Source organism: Vibrio sp. THAF64 (genome assembly GCF_009363455.1).
GTDB lineage: Bacteria > Pseudomonadota > Gammaproteobacteria > Enterobacterales > Vibrionaceae > Vibrio > Vibrio coralliilyticus.
The window spans coordinates 368185-384102 of sequence record NZ_CP045357.1 but is presented as its reverse complement, the minus strand read 5'-3'; the positions used below and the strand labels follow the sequence as shown (position 1 = coordinate 384102).

The following is a 15918-nucleotide window of genomic DNA, read 5'->3' as shown; positions in this document are numbered from 1 at the left end:
CGGGGCCATGAGATGCTCTTGGTCGCGTCATCACAACGCGATCGCAAGGCGTTGTCACCTGAATGGTGAAAATCATTATTTTCGGGGTGTGAAATAATAGTGAGATATTAAATTACATCCACTCCGACCAGTGTTAAAAATAAAACAAAAAGAAAACATGAAATAAAATTTTAAAATTTTGCATGCTTTCTATTTTTCTTCATAAAATAAGATCATATTTGCAAAAACTTTGTCCTATTTTACGAAGAGAAATAAGACAATCAGCGCTTATCCGGCCCTTTAAACTGCTGGAAAAATAAAGATAATTAAGGCGACAACCTCTTTTAATCTCACTGTCTTTAACAAGGATAAAATTGTAATTAACACGTTAAATAACAATAAGTAATAGATGATAACCTCATGTAATCGAATGACTCAAATCCGTATTATGGTCATCGAAACGTATCGACCCTACCCCTTATTAGGTAGTGTTTTAGGCCTAATTATTGGAAATAATATTGACTCGGCACAGGTCTACCCATGAACACGACCAGGAAAGTGTAAAAACCAACGCTAAATAGTCTTTTTTCTCCTATTGAAGCGCTACTCTTGATTATTTGATGGCATTATCAAAAATGAGACGAATAAACCATGCATATTTTCATCGCTCGACTTCATATATCATGTTTCAGCCCCCTGTTCGCCCACTAAGCAACCGGTTTCAACGCTTTACACTCAACGAGATCACTCTCTATACATGCAGATAAAATACAAGAAGACAGTGTCATCCCATCAAAAATGATCGCCAAAGATGCCACTAGAAATAAAAATATAATCAAACAGTAAGCAATAAATAGGGCCGTATAAGGAGTGGCCCAATGATTTTATTTTTGAACTAATATCACAAATAGGCACCAACTCTATTACTTTTACACCATGCCGTAAATTATGACATCACGCGATACTATGATAATCCAATAAATGAGAATAAGAGTTAAAACCCACCAAAACACTCATTAAGGTATTGTTTTTTATAATTATTTTATTTTCTCATTTTTACAACATCGGATGAATCATATTTAAAACACATTTTTAAGGTGACGGATCAGAATAAAAAATAATCACTATTTTTGTAATTAAGGTCACAGAGTGAGCGATATTGCATTTATTTTATAAATTCTATTTCGCACTATCCGAAATGATAGTGTTTTTCATCGTCGTTCATGGCAATCACTATTTTCACCCGGTAAACACGCAAAGTTTATCGATATATTTAACTCGGCTTAATGTTCAATAAAGCTTAATTAGACATTCTTAATAAACGTTTGAATGTGCTTTTTGATAGGAAGACATAATGAAAAGAAAAATCGCTTTCCTCAGCACGCTGACGCTGGCCATCGCTGCCTCCATGACCCCAGCTCAAGCCGCTGATACGCTCAAAGCCTACACCTCGTCTTTGTACCAACTCGACGACAGTGACGCACGCAACAAAAAAATTCGACTGATCTATTCGCTTGAAAACGTCTGGAATCAATCGTCCATCCCTCAGCAAAACAAAGAAGCTCGGCTGATCTTAAAAGGTGGCTCGGGATTTGACATGACCCATGTCCCCAATAAGACCCAAACCTACGGCTTCGCCACAGGGGGCGACTTCCGCTACACCGTCCCCACCGCGTTTAAGTTGGCGTTGAGTTACGCCAGCGGCTCGCCGCTTCGCCACATCAATCATGCCCCTGAAAACACTATCGCCAGCGCCTCGGTCAGCGAATCGTTGGAATACAATTTAGGCGTGACTGGCTCAAGCTCACCGTCCATTAACGCGGGGGTATCATGGAGTAATCGTGTCACCTACGATCAACCCGAGTTTCAAACGGTCGCGGATTTTGATCAAAACAATGAAAGCGTCACGTGGATGATAGAGAACCAAACCATCCGACATAACTCCCCCGCCAAAGACTGGCTACTCTATCGTTGGACCAATTGTGGCAACAACCTGATCGACTACAACGAACTCCCCGTCGTGATGCGCTCTGACTTTAAGCCGCAAGTCGGGGCCGTCTACAGCAAACGCAACATCGACGACGGCCAAAATACCACCGACATCAAGCTCACGGCGGCCTGGCGTAAAACGGACTACTACTTCGGTAAAGATTGGTGTACGTACTACACCAACTTTACGTGGAAGAACCAACGTGACCGTCACAGTTGGACGCAAGCAGACCGCACCGTAACCATTGCATGGAATGATGCCCTGTATCATTGATCTGACTGCTCGTGCCGGGGCCACCCGGTACGAGCCTAACTCCTTTAGGTGCCCACTATGCTTAACCTACGCCAAACCCTTTCTCTGCTCGGCCTGTCGGCGCTGATCACTGCTGCGATGATACTGTGGCGCCCCCTAACCTCCCCGCCGCCCTCTCCCGCGACCTCACTCGAGGTGGCTCAATATGAGATGGTCTCGCGCTCTGACACGCCAGCGGCGCATGAACTGCCTATTCCACCGGCAGAGCCTATGACTGCAGCCCCAACCGCTCAGATCAGCCAAGCGGCTACCTCTGAGCCCGAGACTTGGATCTCGCCTCCCCTCAATGAGCTGAGTAACTCGCTCTATGACTTTATTGAAAACGAAGACATTCGATACGTCAGTACAGAAGATGTGCCATTCGACGACAGTCAGCGACAAGCGATCCTTGAATTGGCGCAAAGTGGGCAGGTGTTGATGTTTGACAACAGCGACTCGACCTACCTCGACAGCTATGGACTGACTGAAAGCCAAGTGGTGTCGGAGTTTTTCGGTACCGCAGCGGCGGGGGATGTGATCCTCGCCACTGGAGTGGCACACCCTCAGGGTGGCATCCACTATCTGGTGTTACCACTCGAGCAAGGCGACACTGAAGACACACAGTGGCTGAATGACATCCAGCGTGCCGTGACGCTGCTCAAAGCGCAACAGCAGGAGATCACCACCCCGTCGCTCGATGGTTAGCAGTCCCACCCCCTTGCGCTCCTTGCTGGGCAGAGGGGGTCCATTGAAGATTTGGAGGACCACATGCTAATCATCCCGTCCATTAATCGAGAATCAATGGTTAGCTGCGCATACGTCGCCCACAATGGATCCGATCGCGTACGTTTCGTGCCCACTCCTTCGACGACTCCGTTATTGATAGAGTACGAAAGCATGATCAAGGGCAGTCAGTGACCGAACGGCGAGAAGGCTCATAGGAACACTTGCGCCACGGATGATGTCGAGCAAGCATTGGCGTTGTTTCACTGCCGTTTTCGTTTCGCTAACCTATTTAACATCGCCATGCATCGCCAGAGATTAGACACCTTTACCCAACCATATGGGGGGATTGGCGGTCACCACGCCTTCCTGATGCCAATGGATCGAGGTAACCTTTGCTGTAACTTATCTCAACAGTACTCATCGCTAGAGCCAAGAGCCCACCTCATGCCTTGCGCTGTCCACTCTATTTTCTCGGCGTCCACAACGATGGTTTGGCCCAAACAGTAAGATGTTTCGCCTCAGACAGTCCATCCTGACTAAGAGCGGTTGGCATCACAACCGTTTCTCACGGTGCCAGCCTTACAGTTTTGCTCCTCAGAGACATCCGCTGCATGAGAGGTTTTGATGCTCTAGACGATCGATGATGCGTGTTTTTGTTGCACTGGGGTAAACAACCTGAAGCCTGTAAAACCATATAATCACCAACATTTCGTTCGCTATGGTAGGGAATAAGCCGAGGATCGGGTTTGCTTCATAATGAGCAAACTCGGCAACCTATAAGGCAAGCGGCAGTGACCGCCATCTCGTGTGTTTGCCACCCACACCATACTTCTTCACTTTCCCGTCACCTTTGCAATCAAGTTCGAACTAAGTGACATAGAAAAAGCTGACAGTTACCCACTTTTCTACCCTTAAAATGTCTGCTCAGCATAAATCTCTGGCAGTTGATGTTCACGTTCTAGGATGGCCTCTAGCCTTTTTTCAAAGTTTTTAGGCTTGTTGTCCTGAAATAAATAGGTTTTTGGCTGAGCACGCTGAAACTGCTCTCCTGTAATTACCGCCTGCTTACCTTGATCCATAAATGCGAATAATTGTGCCATCAGAAAAGTGTTATCATCTTCACTGTTCATATGTGCTTTGCCTGTGGGCTGAAGCCCATATAGCGCAGGCCAATAGCCACTTTTATGCTTTTTACTTTCACCATAGAGAAAGAGTGTGAGACCGATTTTGTCTTCACGAAAACCTAAGTTTTCAAATCGACACGCGGCCATTTTGCCAAACCGCCATGTGTAAACAATCCCACGTTGTCGATCAAAATAGATTTCAGCTAGACGGGGAAAGCGGATGAGTAGAAAAGTAAACAAGACGGTGATAATGGCGACTACACTCACAATCGTTAGCGTCTGTATCAAATGCTTTTTATCACTCTTGTCTCCGTACATCATTATGGCTTTGATGTAACTTGGCCACTGAACTTTACCGTTTGTACCCAGCATTGTTGAGTGAAGTTTATATTCGTTCGGTCCAGCACTTCGACCTCCAGCATCAATGATTTCCATTCGATGTAGAGCATAGTTAGTCTCTATCTCACCAGGCTTAATGTCGTTGTAAAGCCAGAATGAGCATAACCATAAACCTATAACCCAGGGTAAAAAATACACAGAGCGTATATTGTGTGATGCATTTCGAATGGAGAGGACGTTGTCATTGACTGACATTATAGGTTCTCCTGGGTCTGGATAAGCATCCAACCCTATTGTGCTTTCAAATTGCTCGCGCCAATTAACCAATCGCTGAGCATGACGTCTTTTCCACCAAGGGCTCTTGGAATCTGTTCTTTGCATCATAAGTCCTTATAAATCGCCCATAGGCTCATCATTTCTCATACCAATATAGGTTTTTTGATTTTTCCATCGGAGGTTAATATACGTTTTGGCACTACCACATCTGGCGTGGGTTGATAGCACCAGTGTAATTCTGAATCTTCGTCCAGTTCGACTTCAACGCTTAGGTGCAAAGCCCCATTTTTAAAGTCCAGACCGTAGTTCGCCTCCAAAGACAACCACGAAGTCATGCGTTTGCCAACGTTCAGCGACAAACCACTCATCTCGTCATCCAAGCGAGTATCAATCAACACCCCTTTCACTTGATCGTAATTGGATTGCCAATCAACCGTCGATTGCGCAAAATCAACCCCGACATACCAGCCATCAGACCAATCTTGAGCACTCACTGGCAACGAAAAACAAAGCAAAGGCATCACTAACCGAGTCGTCTTATTCATTATTTACAACCTCTTTATTCTTGAATTAAATACGTATGATCGCCACTCCAAACGTTCCTATTTTTTTGAATAAAAAGGGAGTAATGTAAAATCAAATCAAATCAAATCAATATAGAAAGACATTTGGAAATGATTAAAATAGATGTTACACCTATTTTAATTCGGTATTTTAACTCAATAAGGTCACAACTTTATTGGTTATTGACAGATAAAACATGGAGAGTTTATTCTATTTTCTGCATGGTTTTGTCAGACATCTAAATAAGCGTTTTCCCACTACGCGATGGCCTCACAGGCAAACGCGGCGGCGTCTTCTGCACACCCCCACGAAAGGCTGAATCCCATACCGCCATGCCCATAATTATGAACGACGGGGCAGGTCGCATCACGCTCCACTCTGACGTTACAGGGCCGAAAGGCGCGCAACCCCACTTGTACGGGGGCCACAGGATCAATCGGCAGTTTAGTAAGGGCAGGTAAGAAGGCCACACACCGCTCATACATGGCTTGCAGCGGTGGATAGTCGTCAAATCGCAGCGAGGTGTCGGTCGGCCCTTTCTCAATCAGTGTTCCCAACACCACATGACGATGACCACGCGGATAGACAAACACACTGTCTTTTTCTCGTGTCTTATGATCGTGAGCCAGGCAATGACCCATTTGCAGCCATCGCTGTGGCTTGCCCCGGCAGCGCAAGCGCACCATGGCACTTCGAATTGGATACAGTTGAGGCTCTTCCAACGCCTGAGCCCCCAGTCCAGTGCAATTGACGATCACCTGCGCCTGATAGACCTCACGCAGCTTCTCTTCCTCATCCACTAAGCTGCCCGTCAGCCAGGTTTTGCGCAATCGAGCTCCTCTGGACAGGACCGTGGTCAGCAGCCAATGCAGGTAGACATCGGTGTCAATCATCGGAGCCAGATGTTGATACGCGTCGACAATCTCTGATGAGGTCGACACCCCATATTGCTTGGCCAATGTCGGATCGTGCACAAACCCAGGAACATGACGTTGGATGTCACGCATTTTCTCGGCATTCGGCTGATGTTCGTGAATAGGACAACGAAAATAGACGTTCATCGGGCGGGAAAAGACCCCTTTGCACCGCGCATCAGGCAGAGTCAAATACCGATACAAGGACGTCAGTGCCCAGCGCTTGGTCCGGGTCAAGGACAGCGCATTGTCTCGATATCCCCCCAAGGCTGGCGGCCATTCCCACAACGCGCCCGCTATCGAAGAGACCGTATTGGGCAGCACTTCACTCGCCAACAGCGTACACTCAAACCCCCGTTCTTGTAGGCAGTAAGCGGTCGTCAACCCACTGACCCCAGCGCCGATGATCACGGCGTGTGGCGCCGACCCCTTGATTTCATTCACTGACTTTTCCTTTCCGCTCCGAGTCCCCCTCTTACCTTACCCAATCACGCGCCCAAGACGCATTTATTAGCCATTATTAGCCCCCAACGCACTACACTTGGAAGCGACCGACGAAGCTGCTCATCTGCGCTCCCGACTTGACCAACCGCGCACTCACCACCGCACACTCGCGAGCCGAACCACTCAGATCGTGCACAATGTGCTGAATGTGGACGAGGTTTTGATTGATGTCTTCCGCCACGACACTTTGTTCCTCCGCCGCTGTCGCCGTCTGGATCCCCATGTCGTGGATGGTGACAATCGCCGCCTGAATGGCGGTTAAACTGCTTTGGATGTGCGCCGACTCAGTCGCGGTCTGCTCGCCTCGCTGCTGACTGGAGGCCATCGCCTCCACCGCGTGACGAACCCGATTGTGCAGTGACGTCAACATGTCACCAATTTCCTGTGTACTGTTCTGCGTGCGACTCGCCAGCGACCGGACTTCATCCGCTACCACCGCGAAGCCGCGACCTTGCTCTCCCGCTCGCGCCGCTTCAATGGCCGCATTGAGCGCCAGCAAATTGGTCTGTTCGGCGATCTCACCAATCACTTGCAACACTTGGGTGATGCGCTCAGTTTGCTCACTCAGCGCGGCGATCGCTTCGGAGGTGGTATTGACGTCCGCCACCAAGCGGCCGATCCCATCAATGGCCTGCGCGACCTCCTGCTGAGCGTCGGTGATCTGGATGTTCGCCGCCTCAATCGCTTGAGAGGTCGCGTTTGTGTTGTTGGCCACTTCACGCGACGTGGCGCTCATTTCTGTCACTGCGGTGACGATTTTCTCGGTTTCCAAACTGTGATCCTGCATGGATTTCGCCGATTGCGCCGTCTGCGTTTCCAACTCACTGCCGGCCGCCATCACCTCACTGGACGACGCCTGTAGCGCGCTTATCATCGGCTGAAGTTTGTCCATGAACGCGTTAAACGCCACAGCCACTTCACCAATGTCATCGCGGCTTTGCACGCTCAACCTGGCCGTCAGATCCCCATCCCCAGCCGCGACCGCTTTCAATGAGGTCACCACATGCTGCAAAGACGCCACCCCTTTATTGACAAAAACGCTGACCAAGGCAATGGTCAGCAGCAGTCCCCCAAGAGACAACCACAACGCCCACTGCGTATCTTCCGTCAGTTGATGCTCACGTTCGGCCTGGTACGCCGCCACCTGGCGATCAATATCGTCAATGTAGATCCCCGTACCCAATACCCAATCCCAATTCGGCAGGTACTCAGCGTAACCCAATTTCGGTGCCTGCGCATTCAGCGACGGTTTGTGCCACGAAAAGTTCAGAAACCCATCGCCCAGTTTCGCGGCGTCGATCAAGCCAGCGATCACCGCGACGCCATTGTCATCGGTCAGCCCATAGAGGTTTTTCCCCTCGAGAGATGGCTTAATCGCGTGCAGAGTATTGACCCCTGCCGAATCGTACGCAAAAAAATAGCCGTCTTTTTCAAAGCGCATCGCCTTCAAAATCGCTTTCGCTTCCGCTTGATGCTCACCTGAAACATCCTGATCATGCAACGCTTTGACCGCGGTCACGCCCATCATCAAATACGCTTTAAGCTCTTTTTTGCGACTGTCTAACAACTGATGGCGATACTCCACCAATTCCTGGTTGAGGGCCTGACTGCCGTTCCAGTAATACACGAGGGTGATCAGTGTGGTCATCAACAGTAAAGGGATCACCGTCAACAATTGAAGTTTGGTCCGGGTGCTCAGCGTAAAACTCATACATCTCTCCATCTTCTTGTACGCTCGGGGACGGTTGCCGTCGTGGCTGGGGTTGGAGGTAGCCTCTTTTGCGACGCTGACCATAGGGATCACAAAATGTGGGGTCTGGTATGGAAAAGGGCCTGCCAACGTCGGCGAAACCAAAAGCGGTACCTTAGCGAGAAACCGACTCTGTTTCATACCCTTAATGAATGAGTGGTCAAATAAGAAATCGTATGGTCAATATAGAGATTAAGCGGTCTTCCTACTGCTCAATGAACACTAATCGCCTGATTTTAATGGTCTTTGTCTGATACGAATGCCATAGGGCACGCGATAGGATCGCCCTCTCGTCCTGAACGATCCCAAACAGGCATGGCCCAGTGGGAGAGCAACCCTCTGGTGTTCCCCACACAGAACAGAGAGCGCCCTTGATACTGTATTAATCAACAGTATATAATAGATCAAATAGGTCTGAGAACGCCCATTCTCAGACGTATTGGATCATTGGCGAGGACTGCATGACGGATTTGACCCCCTTCCCACCGCTCGAACATCTCGAGCCCGACGAGTTTGCCGATCTGGTGCGCAAGGCGATCAAACGTGATCCTCAAGCGGGCGCTCATCCTGCGATCCAATCCGCCATCAGCCACTTTCAAGACGAATTTGTCCGTCGCCAGGGAGAGTGGCAACCCGCGACACTGCAACGCTTGCGTAATGCCTGGAATGTGTTTGTCCGATGGTGCACTCACCAAGGTATCCCCGCGTTGCCGGCGCGTCATCAGGACGTCGAGCGTTATTTGATTGAGCGCCGCAATGAGTTACACCGTAACACTTTAAAAGTACACCTTTGGGCCATTGGTAAGACGCATGTTATTTCCGGACTACCGAACCCGTGTGCTCATCGTTATGTCAAAGCGCAAATGGCACAAATCACTCATCAGAAAGTGCGCGAACGCGAGCGCATTGAGCAAGCCCCTGCCTTTCGCGAGTCGGATCTGGATCGCCTAACCGAACTTTGGTCTGCGACTCGTTCCGTGACCCAACAACGCGACCTGATGATCGTCAGCCTCGCGTACGAAACTCTGCTCCGAAAAAACAACCTCGAGCAAATGAAAGTCGGTGACATCGAATTTTGCCAAGACGGCAGCGCACTGATCACCATTCCTTTCAGCAAGACCAATCACTCGGGCCGCGATGATGTGCGCTGGATCTCCCCCCAAGTCGCCAACCAAGTGCACGCGTATTTGCAATTGCCCAACATTGATGCCGATCCGCAGTGTTTCTTACTTCAACGGGTCAAGCGCTCAGGAAAGGCGCTTAACCCAGAGTCACATAACGCACTCAATGGTCATCACCCGGTGTCCGAAAAGCTGATCAGCCGGGTGTTTGAACGCGCTTGGAGAGCCCTCAACCACGAGACAGGCCCACGCTACACGGGCCATAGCGCACGTGTTGGCGCCGCACAAGATTTGTTGCAAGAAGGGTATTCGACCCTCCAAGTGATGCAAGCTGGAGGGTGGAGCTCAGAAAAAATGGTCCTACGATACGGTCGACACCTGCATGCCCATACCAGCGCCATGGCACAAAAACGCCGTCAGCGCTGATCCCGACGTAAAAGGGAGTTTCACTATATTAATATTATTATCAATTATGATAGACTCGGTGAATATTTTTTAACCTGGAATGATCCATGACGACTGAGACCTCCCCCATAATGCCCCCCTCAATCGACGTGTACCGCGAAGTCGTATTGCAATGGTTGTGGTCACATTACTTAACGTCATTGAATTTATCGTCAGAGGAACAGCAACAAGCCATGAGTCTCCTTGAGCAGCGATGGCCAGAAATCAAACATGAGGTCAATCTCAGTCCCGAGCAAGTGCGCGCGATCTTTCGTGATATCCTCGTCCTAGGACACGAGGCGTTTGAACGGTATCAATCCCTAGCGCGCCAACTTGCCAAATCTCAGGCTCATGGTTTACCCGCATACATTCAACAGGATTGAAGCCAACACACATGGACAAACACGCACCCAAGTCAGTCTCGTCACCCACCCTCGAGCACGCGGCACCGACTCGACAATTCTCCATTATGGATCCACATTGGCTCGCGCAACATAGCGCGTCGATGGATCCAGTCAGCACACAGCAAGCGTTAACATTGTTTATCGCCGAACTCACCTCATACCAACCGTTCTTCGAAAACACACACTACACCACAACGGAATTGCGCGCCCTCTGCCTGATACTCAAGGGCAGCGCCGACAGTTTCGGAGCGTATCGCCTCCACGCGGCCGCCACTCAAGTCCATGCGCACCTCGACAGTGGCCACTTGCACAGTGAAATATTACAGCTTAAAGAAGCATTAAGAGAAACGATAAAATGCTACAAATCCGTTGTCGAGGTAAGAACTTAAATCGATTAACGTATACCTAAGCCGTCAAGAGACAAAACCAGTTAACGGACTCAACAGATAATACGACAACGTCGTCACTCAGACGTGGAGATCGCGACGCCCTAACCACACAAAAATCAACACAGCGAGGTAAGTGAGTACTTACCTTGACATAACCGTCCACAATCGATAATCAATCACCGAACTCAGTGCAACGACTGGAGTCGACAGTGCCTGACTCACCTGCCACACTTCTTTCAACGCCATGATCTCCCCACACCCATCGGTCATCAACGACATCGCGACGATTGGAGGCAGCTTGGCCCAGCGGACCAAATCGGCGCTCGCCTCTGCCAAGCCTTGGCGACCCAACAAACCATTCGGATCCACCAAAATGGGAAAGACATGCCCTGGCTTAACTAAGTCGAAACTGCTCGATAATGGGTTAGCGAGAACACGGATGGTCTGCCAACGTTCGGCTTCACTCACACCATAATGTCGCCCCCACCTGGCATTGACTGACACCGTGAACGCCGGCCCCGCTGAGCTCTGGTGCGAGCCCATCATCAGAGGCAATCCGCACCGCACCGCCGTCGATTGATCAACCGCCACAGAAACGAGCCCAGATCCTAGGCTCATCAACTGCGACACGTGAGCTCGCTTGATTGTGGATGCCGGGTAGTTGAGCAGCGTCCCTCTTCCACCACGGTCATCGTACACCATGAATCCGTTCCCTTGTGCCGCCGCCGCGATCACTCTCGACACTGCCTCCTTACCCGAAAGCGTCGCCCTATGTTCCTCATTGCTGTCCATGACGCTCCCTGTTGACCGTGGCCGATACGCTCTGACATTGTATCTGCTATCCACCCGGTGCCTAGCGCTAGACAGCATTAATAAGGATAAATAACCCTTATCAGATCTGGAACTTGCGGATATTCATATACAAATCGTCCACCCCTCCAGCGATCGCTTCACTCTCGTCAGCGGTATTGTGGGTTTCCGCGGCCGTCTGCTCGGCCATCATGCGAATGCTCTCAAGGTTGCTGTTGATTTCATTCGCAACAGAGGATTGCTCTTCGGCAGCCGTCGCGATCTGCAGATTCAAACTGGCGATTTGTCCGACCGCTTCTGCCGCATCAGAAAAGGTTGCCGCCGCTTCTGAGCTCTTCTCTAAGCACACTCTCGCGGTATCGTTACCGCGCTGCATGCTGGTGATGGCGTTTTGCGCTTCGGTTTTCAGGCGCTCCACCAATTCTTGGATATCCACGGTAGCCACCTGAGTGCGCTGCGCAAGCACACGGACTTCGTCTGCCACCACCGCAAACCCGCGACCCGTGTCCCCCGCCCTCGCAGCTTCAATAGCCGCGTTCAATGCCAACAAGTTAGTTTGCTCAGCAATGCCTTGGATAGACTCTAATACCTGCCCAATGTTGTTGGTCTCAGCCACCAAGTTTTCTATCACCGTCGAGGAGGTGGAGACTTCGTCGGCCAACGACTGGATGACCGACTGTGTCGCGACCGCGTCACGTTGACCATCCATCACCCGCTGTTTGACTTGATCAGTGACCGACGAGGCATTGGCCGTACTGGTGGCCACTTCCTGCGTCGTGTAGTGCATCTGTGTGATCGCCGTCGCCACTTGTTCAATGTCACTGCGCTGCTGCTCTACGTTCGACAGCATACGCTGCATCGAGTCTTTAGCCGACTGCGACGACTGGCCCAATTGATGGGTTTGCGTATGGATGCTTTCCAGCGTTCCTGTCAGTACCGACAAGAATTGGTTGAACGCGCCCGCCACTTTCCCAGTCTCATCGCGATGCGTCGCATCAAGGCGTACTCTTAAATCACCGTCACCGTCTGCCACTTGTTGAAGGCGCTCGATCAACGTCAAGATTGGGTTGCGTATCGCGCGAGTGACCATCAATGGCAATAAAATACTCAAGACCACTGAGGCGACAAGCAACACCGTCATGCCTTGGATGGCGTGCTTTTCATCGGCTTCCGCTTGCCGTGCGCTGGCAAGCGTGAAATCTTGGATCTGCTCTAGAATAGCAATCAACTGCCGATCCAGCTGGTCTTCTAATGCCTCAACCTGCACCGATTGGGTCAGCATCTCATCGATGCGGCCCTGCTCACCCAACAAGAGCACCGCGTCGACTTGTGACAGCAAGTTATCGTACGCGCTCTCAACCTGTTCGAGTTTCATCAGAATATCTTGAAACGCGGCTTTCGCTGCCGGGGAGTGGAGCAGTGGTATCACATCTTTGATGAACTGCTCTGCATCGATAATTTCCGCTTCGGTTTTGAGCGTCAAATCGTGCACCTTGTTTTTGTATTGGATAAACGCGTCTTTGGAGCCCAAACCTTGCTCTAACCGAATCGCTTTGACCATCGCGCGTTCAAAATAGATGGCTTGTTCGAGCTGGTGCTCAGTGATCACTGTGAGTTTTTTCATCAAAGGAATGTCTTCTTCGGCGATCTCGACCAGCTCGTTGCCGATCTTATTCATTTGACTGAGTGCATACCAGCCCATCACCACCATGATCAGCAGCTGCGCCGCCCCCATCAGAAAGACTTTTTGACCAATATTGAGTTTTGTTAGCATCATTTTCCCCTTTGCGGGGCCATCGTATACACGTGGCCACACTCTACCGTGAGTGATACACGCCAAATGGACCCACCTTTCACGCTCTTGTGGCGCATTGTCAGTGGATCTGGCGCTCAAAGTCAGCCGCTACTTCTGTGAGTAGGTGTCGCTGAGATCTAGCCAGTGTCTCCCGTGCAAGACGCCGATAGCAAGAGGATGCTCCTGTGACGTCCATAGGTTAAGTGTCAACAGAAAATGTTCGAATGTCAAACTGATTTCATAGTATCCCTCTAGGCACTGCGTACGTCGTTCACCCATTCTTTAGATGACTGGCTGCAACTCAGGATCTGCGCATATTCTAAGCTCATCGCCAACCGCACACGCTCTAAAGAACGCCAGTCAGAACGTTCAATGGCTTCGATGATCTGCAAACACATGCCCAATTGGCCCGATCTGGCCACCAACGCCTCTTCAATCACGGGCGCCACCGGCAAGTGCGACAGCACGTCCTCAATCGCCATGTCGAGCATGCCGTCAATCAATGACAGCAACCCACACAAATACGCCGATTCCGAAACACTCGTTTCACCCACTTCATGCACCAGACTTTCTAAACATTTGGCACGCTCCAACGACTGCTTGCACAAAATATCCGGTTTGCCCGGCGCCAAAGCCGACACTATGGTATAGGACACAAACTTGCGGATACGATCGTCCCCCAGATAATGGAGCGACTGCTCAATGCAGCGGATCGGGGTGCGCAGCAACGCACTGTTGTTGACAAAATTCAGTAATTGCACCGAAAACACTGGGTTGCGCGAAATCACGTCATTGATCGCCGCATGATCGATTTCCCGCTTCGCCACTAAGTTGGACAATTTGAACAGGTCAATGGTTGACGCCGACACCTTCTTGCGCGAAATCACTTCGGGTTTTTGAAAGAAATATCCCTGAAATAACTCAAAACCACACTGCTGAGCGCGCGCAAACTCCTCGTAAGTCTCCACTTTTTCCGCTAAGAAGACGATCGCCGTACTCTTGAGTGTCGCAATCCATCGAGCACACTCCTCAAATGGCATCATCTGGACATCAATTTTGATGATGTCAACCAACGGGTAAAAGCGCTCCCAAGCCTGGCTAGGATGAAAATCATCCAATGCCAGCGTATAACCTTGAGCGTGGAGCTCTGTCAGTGCCGCAAACAACGCATCATCGGGCGGGCAGGTTTCCAGAACTTCAATCACGATTTCTTCGTTAGGAAAGTCCAGCGGAACACCCGCCAACAGACTGTTGTAGTCAAAATTGACAAACCCCTTTTGCCCCTCCAAAGTCCGGCTTTGATAGGTCAAAAACTGCTCCGCTAAAATCTGCAAGGTGGCATGATCTGAGCGAACCCCTACCGGAAACTGGTTGTCACTACCTCCGCGGTACAGCAGTTCATAGGCCACCAGCTGGCGTTCAATGTCAAGAATAGGTTGTCTCGCCACCATGGAACAGGCAGCAGGGTGGCACGCTTCGGTCGAGCGCGCCGTCGGGGACGTTGCATTCATGGTGCACTCCATAGCAAGTATCACTAAAGTATAGTGTGTTTGCGTCAACGTGCAGCCCACGGACGCCTGCTTGGTGTTCGAGCGTCATGGCTACTCACCAAGTCTGGTTTTGCACACCCTATTTATATCCCCTAAGCTATATTGATAGTATTATAGATAATCATTATCCTCTTGCCCAACTTTGAAGGAATAGCCGGTGTCCCCTCGTTCCCTTTACCTTGCGCTGTATCGCCTCTGGCAACTCGTATATTGGCGTCCGCTGTGGTTGCTGCTGTGCACACTCCCCAGTCACGCGCAGTACCCACATCGCCCGCTTTATTTCGCTATAGGAGAGTGGCCCCCTTACACCTCGACGCACGGGCAGGGAGGGTTGCTTGAACCGATCATCCAAGACATTTTTGAACACGCCGGTTATCAGGTCCACTTTCATTACTTCCCCTGGGTGCGAAGCTTGAAACTCGTCGATCGAGGTAAATATCACGCCACGTTTCCGTGGTACCGTTCTGAAATCCACTCATCCGATCTGCTCGTTTCACCAAGCCCAATCAACCACACTCGAACCGTGTTCTTTCATCGTCAAAGCACACCGTTGCACTGGCAAACCTTCGCCGATCTCGCCGCCTATCGAATTGGGTCCGTGGGCGGCTACACGGTGACGAAGCGGCTGCATCGCCACGACGTCACCACTCTGCCCTCCATGGATCAGCGCGAGAATTTTCAAAAGCTCTACCATGGCCGAGTGGATCTCATCGCCGCCGAAGAGCGGGTGGGGGCTTATTGGGTGGCGAAGGTCTTTCGTGAGCACGCCCCCAGCGTGCAACGTGATCCTCACCCCGTCCTAGAAGAACCCATGCACGTCCTATTTCACCACAATGCTTTCGGGCAAGAGTTGAGCCACGTGTTTGAGCAAGGCCTTCAACGCCTTATCACCAGTGGTTGCTATCGTGCATTACTCAACCGACAGTCTTGCCAAAAACAGTAGCCCTG

The 15918-nt window shown here is 50.4% G+C and carries 13 protein-coding genes; 6 read left to right on the top strand and 7 right to left on the bottom strand.

Features of this window, described 5'->3' with window-relative positions; translation table 11 throughout:
* Window positions 1–1333: 1333 nt before the first annotated feature.
* Together FIU99_RS26635 and FIU99_RS26630 are read left to right on the top strand one after the other, a co-directional pair.
* Window positions 1334–2242, top strand: coding sequence for a leukocidin family pore-forming toxin (locus FIU99_RS26635; protein ID WP_152472899.1), 909 nt, complete (start codon window positions 1334–1336; stop codon window positions 2240–2242).
* A 57-nt stretch (window positions 2243–2299) separates the two neighbouring features.
* Window positions 2300–2965: a hypothetical protein gene (locus tag FIU99_RS26630; RefSeq protein WP_251768725.1), complete on the top strand. Its 666-nt coding sequence runs from the start codon at window positions 2300–2302 to the stop codon at window positions 2963–2965.
* A gap of 932 nt (window positions 2966–3897) precedes the next feature.
* On the opposite strand, the gene FIU99_RS26625 is transcribed toward FIU99_RS26630, so the two are convergent.
* From FIU99_RS26625 to FIU99_RS26610, 4 genes are all read right to left on the bottom strand, one after another.
* Window positions 3898–4704, bottom strand: coding sequence for a hypothetical protein (locus FIU99_RS26625; RefSeq protein ID WP_152472898.1), 807 nt, complete (start codon window positions 4702–4704; stop codon window positions 3898–3900).
* A gap of 164 nt (window positions 4705–4868) precedes the next feature.
* Window positions 4869–5270 (bottom strand): porin family protein, encoded by a 402-nt coding sequence (locus tag FIU99_RS27660; protein WP_253899471.1) that lies wholly within the window; start codon window positions 5268–5270, stop codon window positions 4869–4871.
* A 276-nt stretch (window positions 5271–5546) separates the two neighbouring features.
* Window positions 5547–6647 carry an FAD-dependent oxidoreductase gene (locus FIU99_RS26615; RefSeq protein ID WP_152472896.1) on the bottom strand — a complete coding sequence of 367 codons (1101 nt, stop codon included), beginning with the start codon at window positions 6645–6647 and terminating at the stop codon, window positions 5547–5549.
* Between the two features lie 91 nt (window positions 6648–6738).
* Complete coding sequence (locus tag FIU99_RS26610) at window positions 6739–8418, bottom strand: methyl-accepting chemotaxis protein (RefSeq protein ID WP_152472895.1); 1680 nt, start codon at window positions 8416–8418, stop codon at window positions 6739–6741.
* Between the two features lie 563 nt (window positions 8419–8981).
* Here FIU99_RS26610 and FIU99_RS26605 point away from each other — a divergent pair.
* The 3 genes from FIU99_RS26605 (at window position 8982) to FIU99_RS26595 (ending at window position 10815) form a co-directional block, all read left to right on the top strand.
* A complete protein-coding gene (locus FIU99_RS26605) occupies window positions 8982–10004 on the top strand; it encodes a tyrosine-type recombinase/integrase (RefSeq protein ID WP_253899470.1) in 1023 nt (340 codons plus the stop codon).
* 86 nt (window positions 10005–10090) lie between these two features.
* Window positions 10091–10405: a hypothetical protein gene (locus FIU99_RS26600; protein WP_043011893.1), complete on the top strand. Its 315-nt coding sequence runs from the start codon at window positions 10091–10093 to the stop codon at window positions 10403–10405.
* Between the two features lie 86 nt (window positions 10406–10491).
* Entirely contained in the window at window positions 10492–10815 is a 324-nt protein-coding gene (locus tag FIU99_RS26595) for a hypothetical protein (RefSeq protein WP_143695630.1), read from the top strand.
* A gap of 141 nt (window positions 10816–10956) precedes the next feature.
* Here the strand turns inward: FIU99_RS26595 and FIU99_RS26590 are convergent, their stop codons facing one another.
* From FIU99_RS26590 to FIU99_RS26580, 3 genes are all read right to left on the bottom strand, one after another.
* Complete coding sequence (locus tag FIU99_RS26590; RefSeq protein ID WP_052131823.1) at window positions 10957–11607, bottom strand: 3,4-dihydroxy-2-butanone-4-phosphate synthase; 651 nt, start codon at window positions 11605–11607, stop codon at window positions 10957–10959.
* Window positions 11608–11707: 100 nt separating this feature from the next.
* Window positions 11708–13402: a methyl-accepting chemotaxis protein gene (locus tag FIU99_RS26585; protein ID WP_367618130.1), complete on the bottom strand. Its 1695-nt coding sequence runs from the start codon at window positions 13400–13402 to the stop codon at window positions 11708–11710.
* A 269-nt stretch (window positions 13403–13671) separates the two neighbouring features.
* A complete protein-coding gene (locus FIU99_RS26580; protein WP_052126664.1) occupies window positions 13672–14931 on the bottom strand; it encodes an EAL and HDOD domain-containing protein in 1260 nt (419 codons plus the stop codon).
* A 196-nt stretch (window positions 14932–15127) separates the two neighbouring features.
* Between FIU99_RS26580 and FIU99_RS26575 the strand changes: the two genes are divergently transcribed.
* Window positions 15128–15913: an ABC transporter substrate-binding protein gene (locus FIU99_RS26575; RefSeq protein ID WP_152472894.1), complete on the top strand. Its 786-nt coding sequence runs from the start codon at window positions 15128–15130 to the stop codon at window positions 15911–15913.
* Window positions 15914–15918 lie beyond the last annotated feature (5 nt).

What these genes read in the sequence shown, in the direction of transcription:
- FIU99_RS26635 (WP_152472899.1), top strand. Translation starts at nt 1,334, where the DNA reads ATGAAAAGAAAAATCGCTTTCCTCAGCACGCTGACGCTGGCCATCGCT.
- FIU99_RS26630 (WP_251768725.1), top strand. Translation starts at nt 2,300, where the DNA reads ATGCTTAACCTACGCCAAACCCTTTCTCTGCTCGGCCTGTCGGCGCTG.
- FIU99_RS26625 (WP_152472898.1), bottom strand. Translation starts at nt 4,704, where the DNA reads ATGTCAGTCAATGACAACGTCCTCTCCATTCGAAATGCATCACACAAT.
- FIU99_RS27660 (WP_253899471.1), bottom strand. Translation starts at nt 5,270, where the DNA reads ATGAATAAGACGACTCGGTTAGTGATGCCTTTGCTTTGTTTTTCGTTG.
- FIU99_RS26610 (WP_152472895.1), bottom strand. Translation starts at nt 8,418, where the DNA reads ATGAGTTTTACGCTGAGCACCCGGACCAAACTTCAATTGTTGACGGTG.
- FIU99_RS26600 (WP_043011893.1), top strand. Translation starts at nt 10,091, where the DNA reads ATGACGACTGAGACCTCCCCCATAATGCCCCCCTCAATCGACGTGTAC.
- FIU99_RS26595 (WP_143695630.1), top strand. Translation starts at nt 10,492, where the DNA reads ATGGATCCACATTGGCTCGCGCAACATAGCGCGTCGATGGATCCAGTC.
- FIU99_RS26590 (WP_052131823.1), bottom strand. Translation starts at nt 11,607, where the DNA reads ATGGACAGCAATGAGGAACATAGGGCGACGCTTTCGGGTAAGGAGGCA.
- FIU99_RS26585 (WP_367618130.1), bottom strand. Translation starts at nt 13,402, where the DNA reads ATGATGCTAACAAAACTCAATATTGGTCAAAAAGTCTTTCTGATGGGG.
- FIU99_RS26580 (WP_052126664.1), bottom strand. Translation starts at nt 14,931, where the DNA reads ATGAATGCAACGTCCCCGACGGCGCGCTCGACCGAAGCGTGCCACCCT.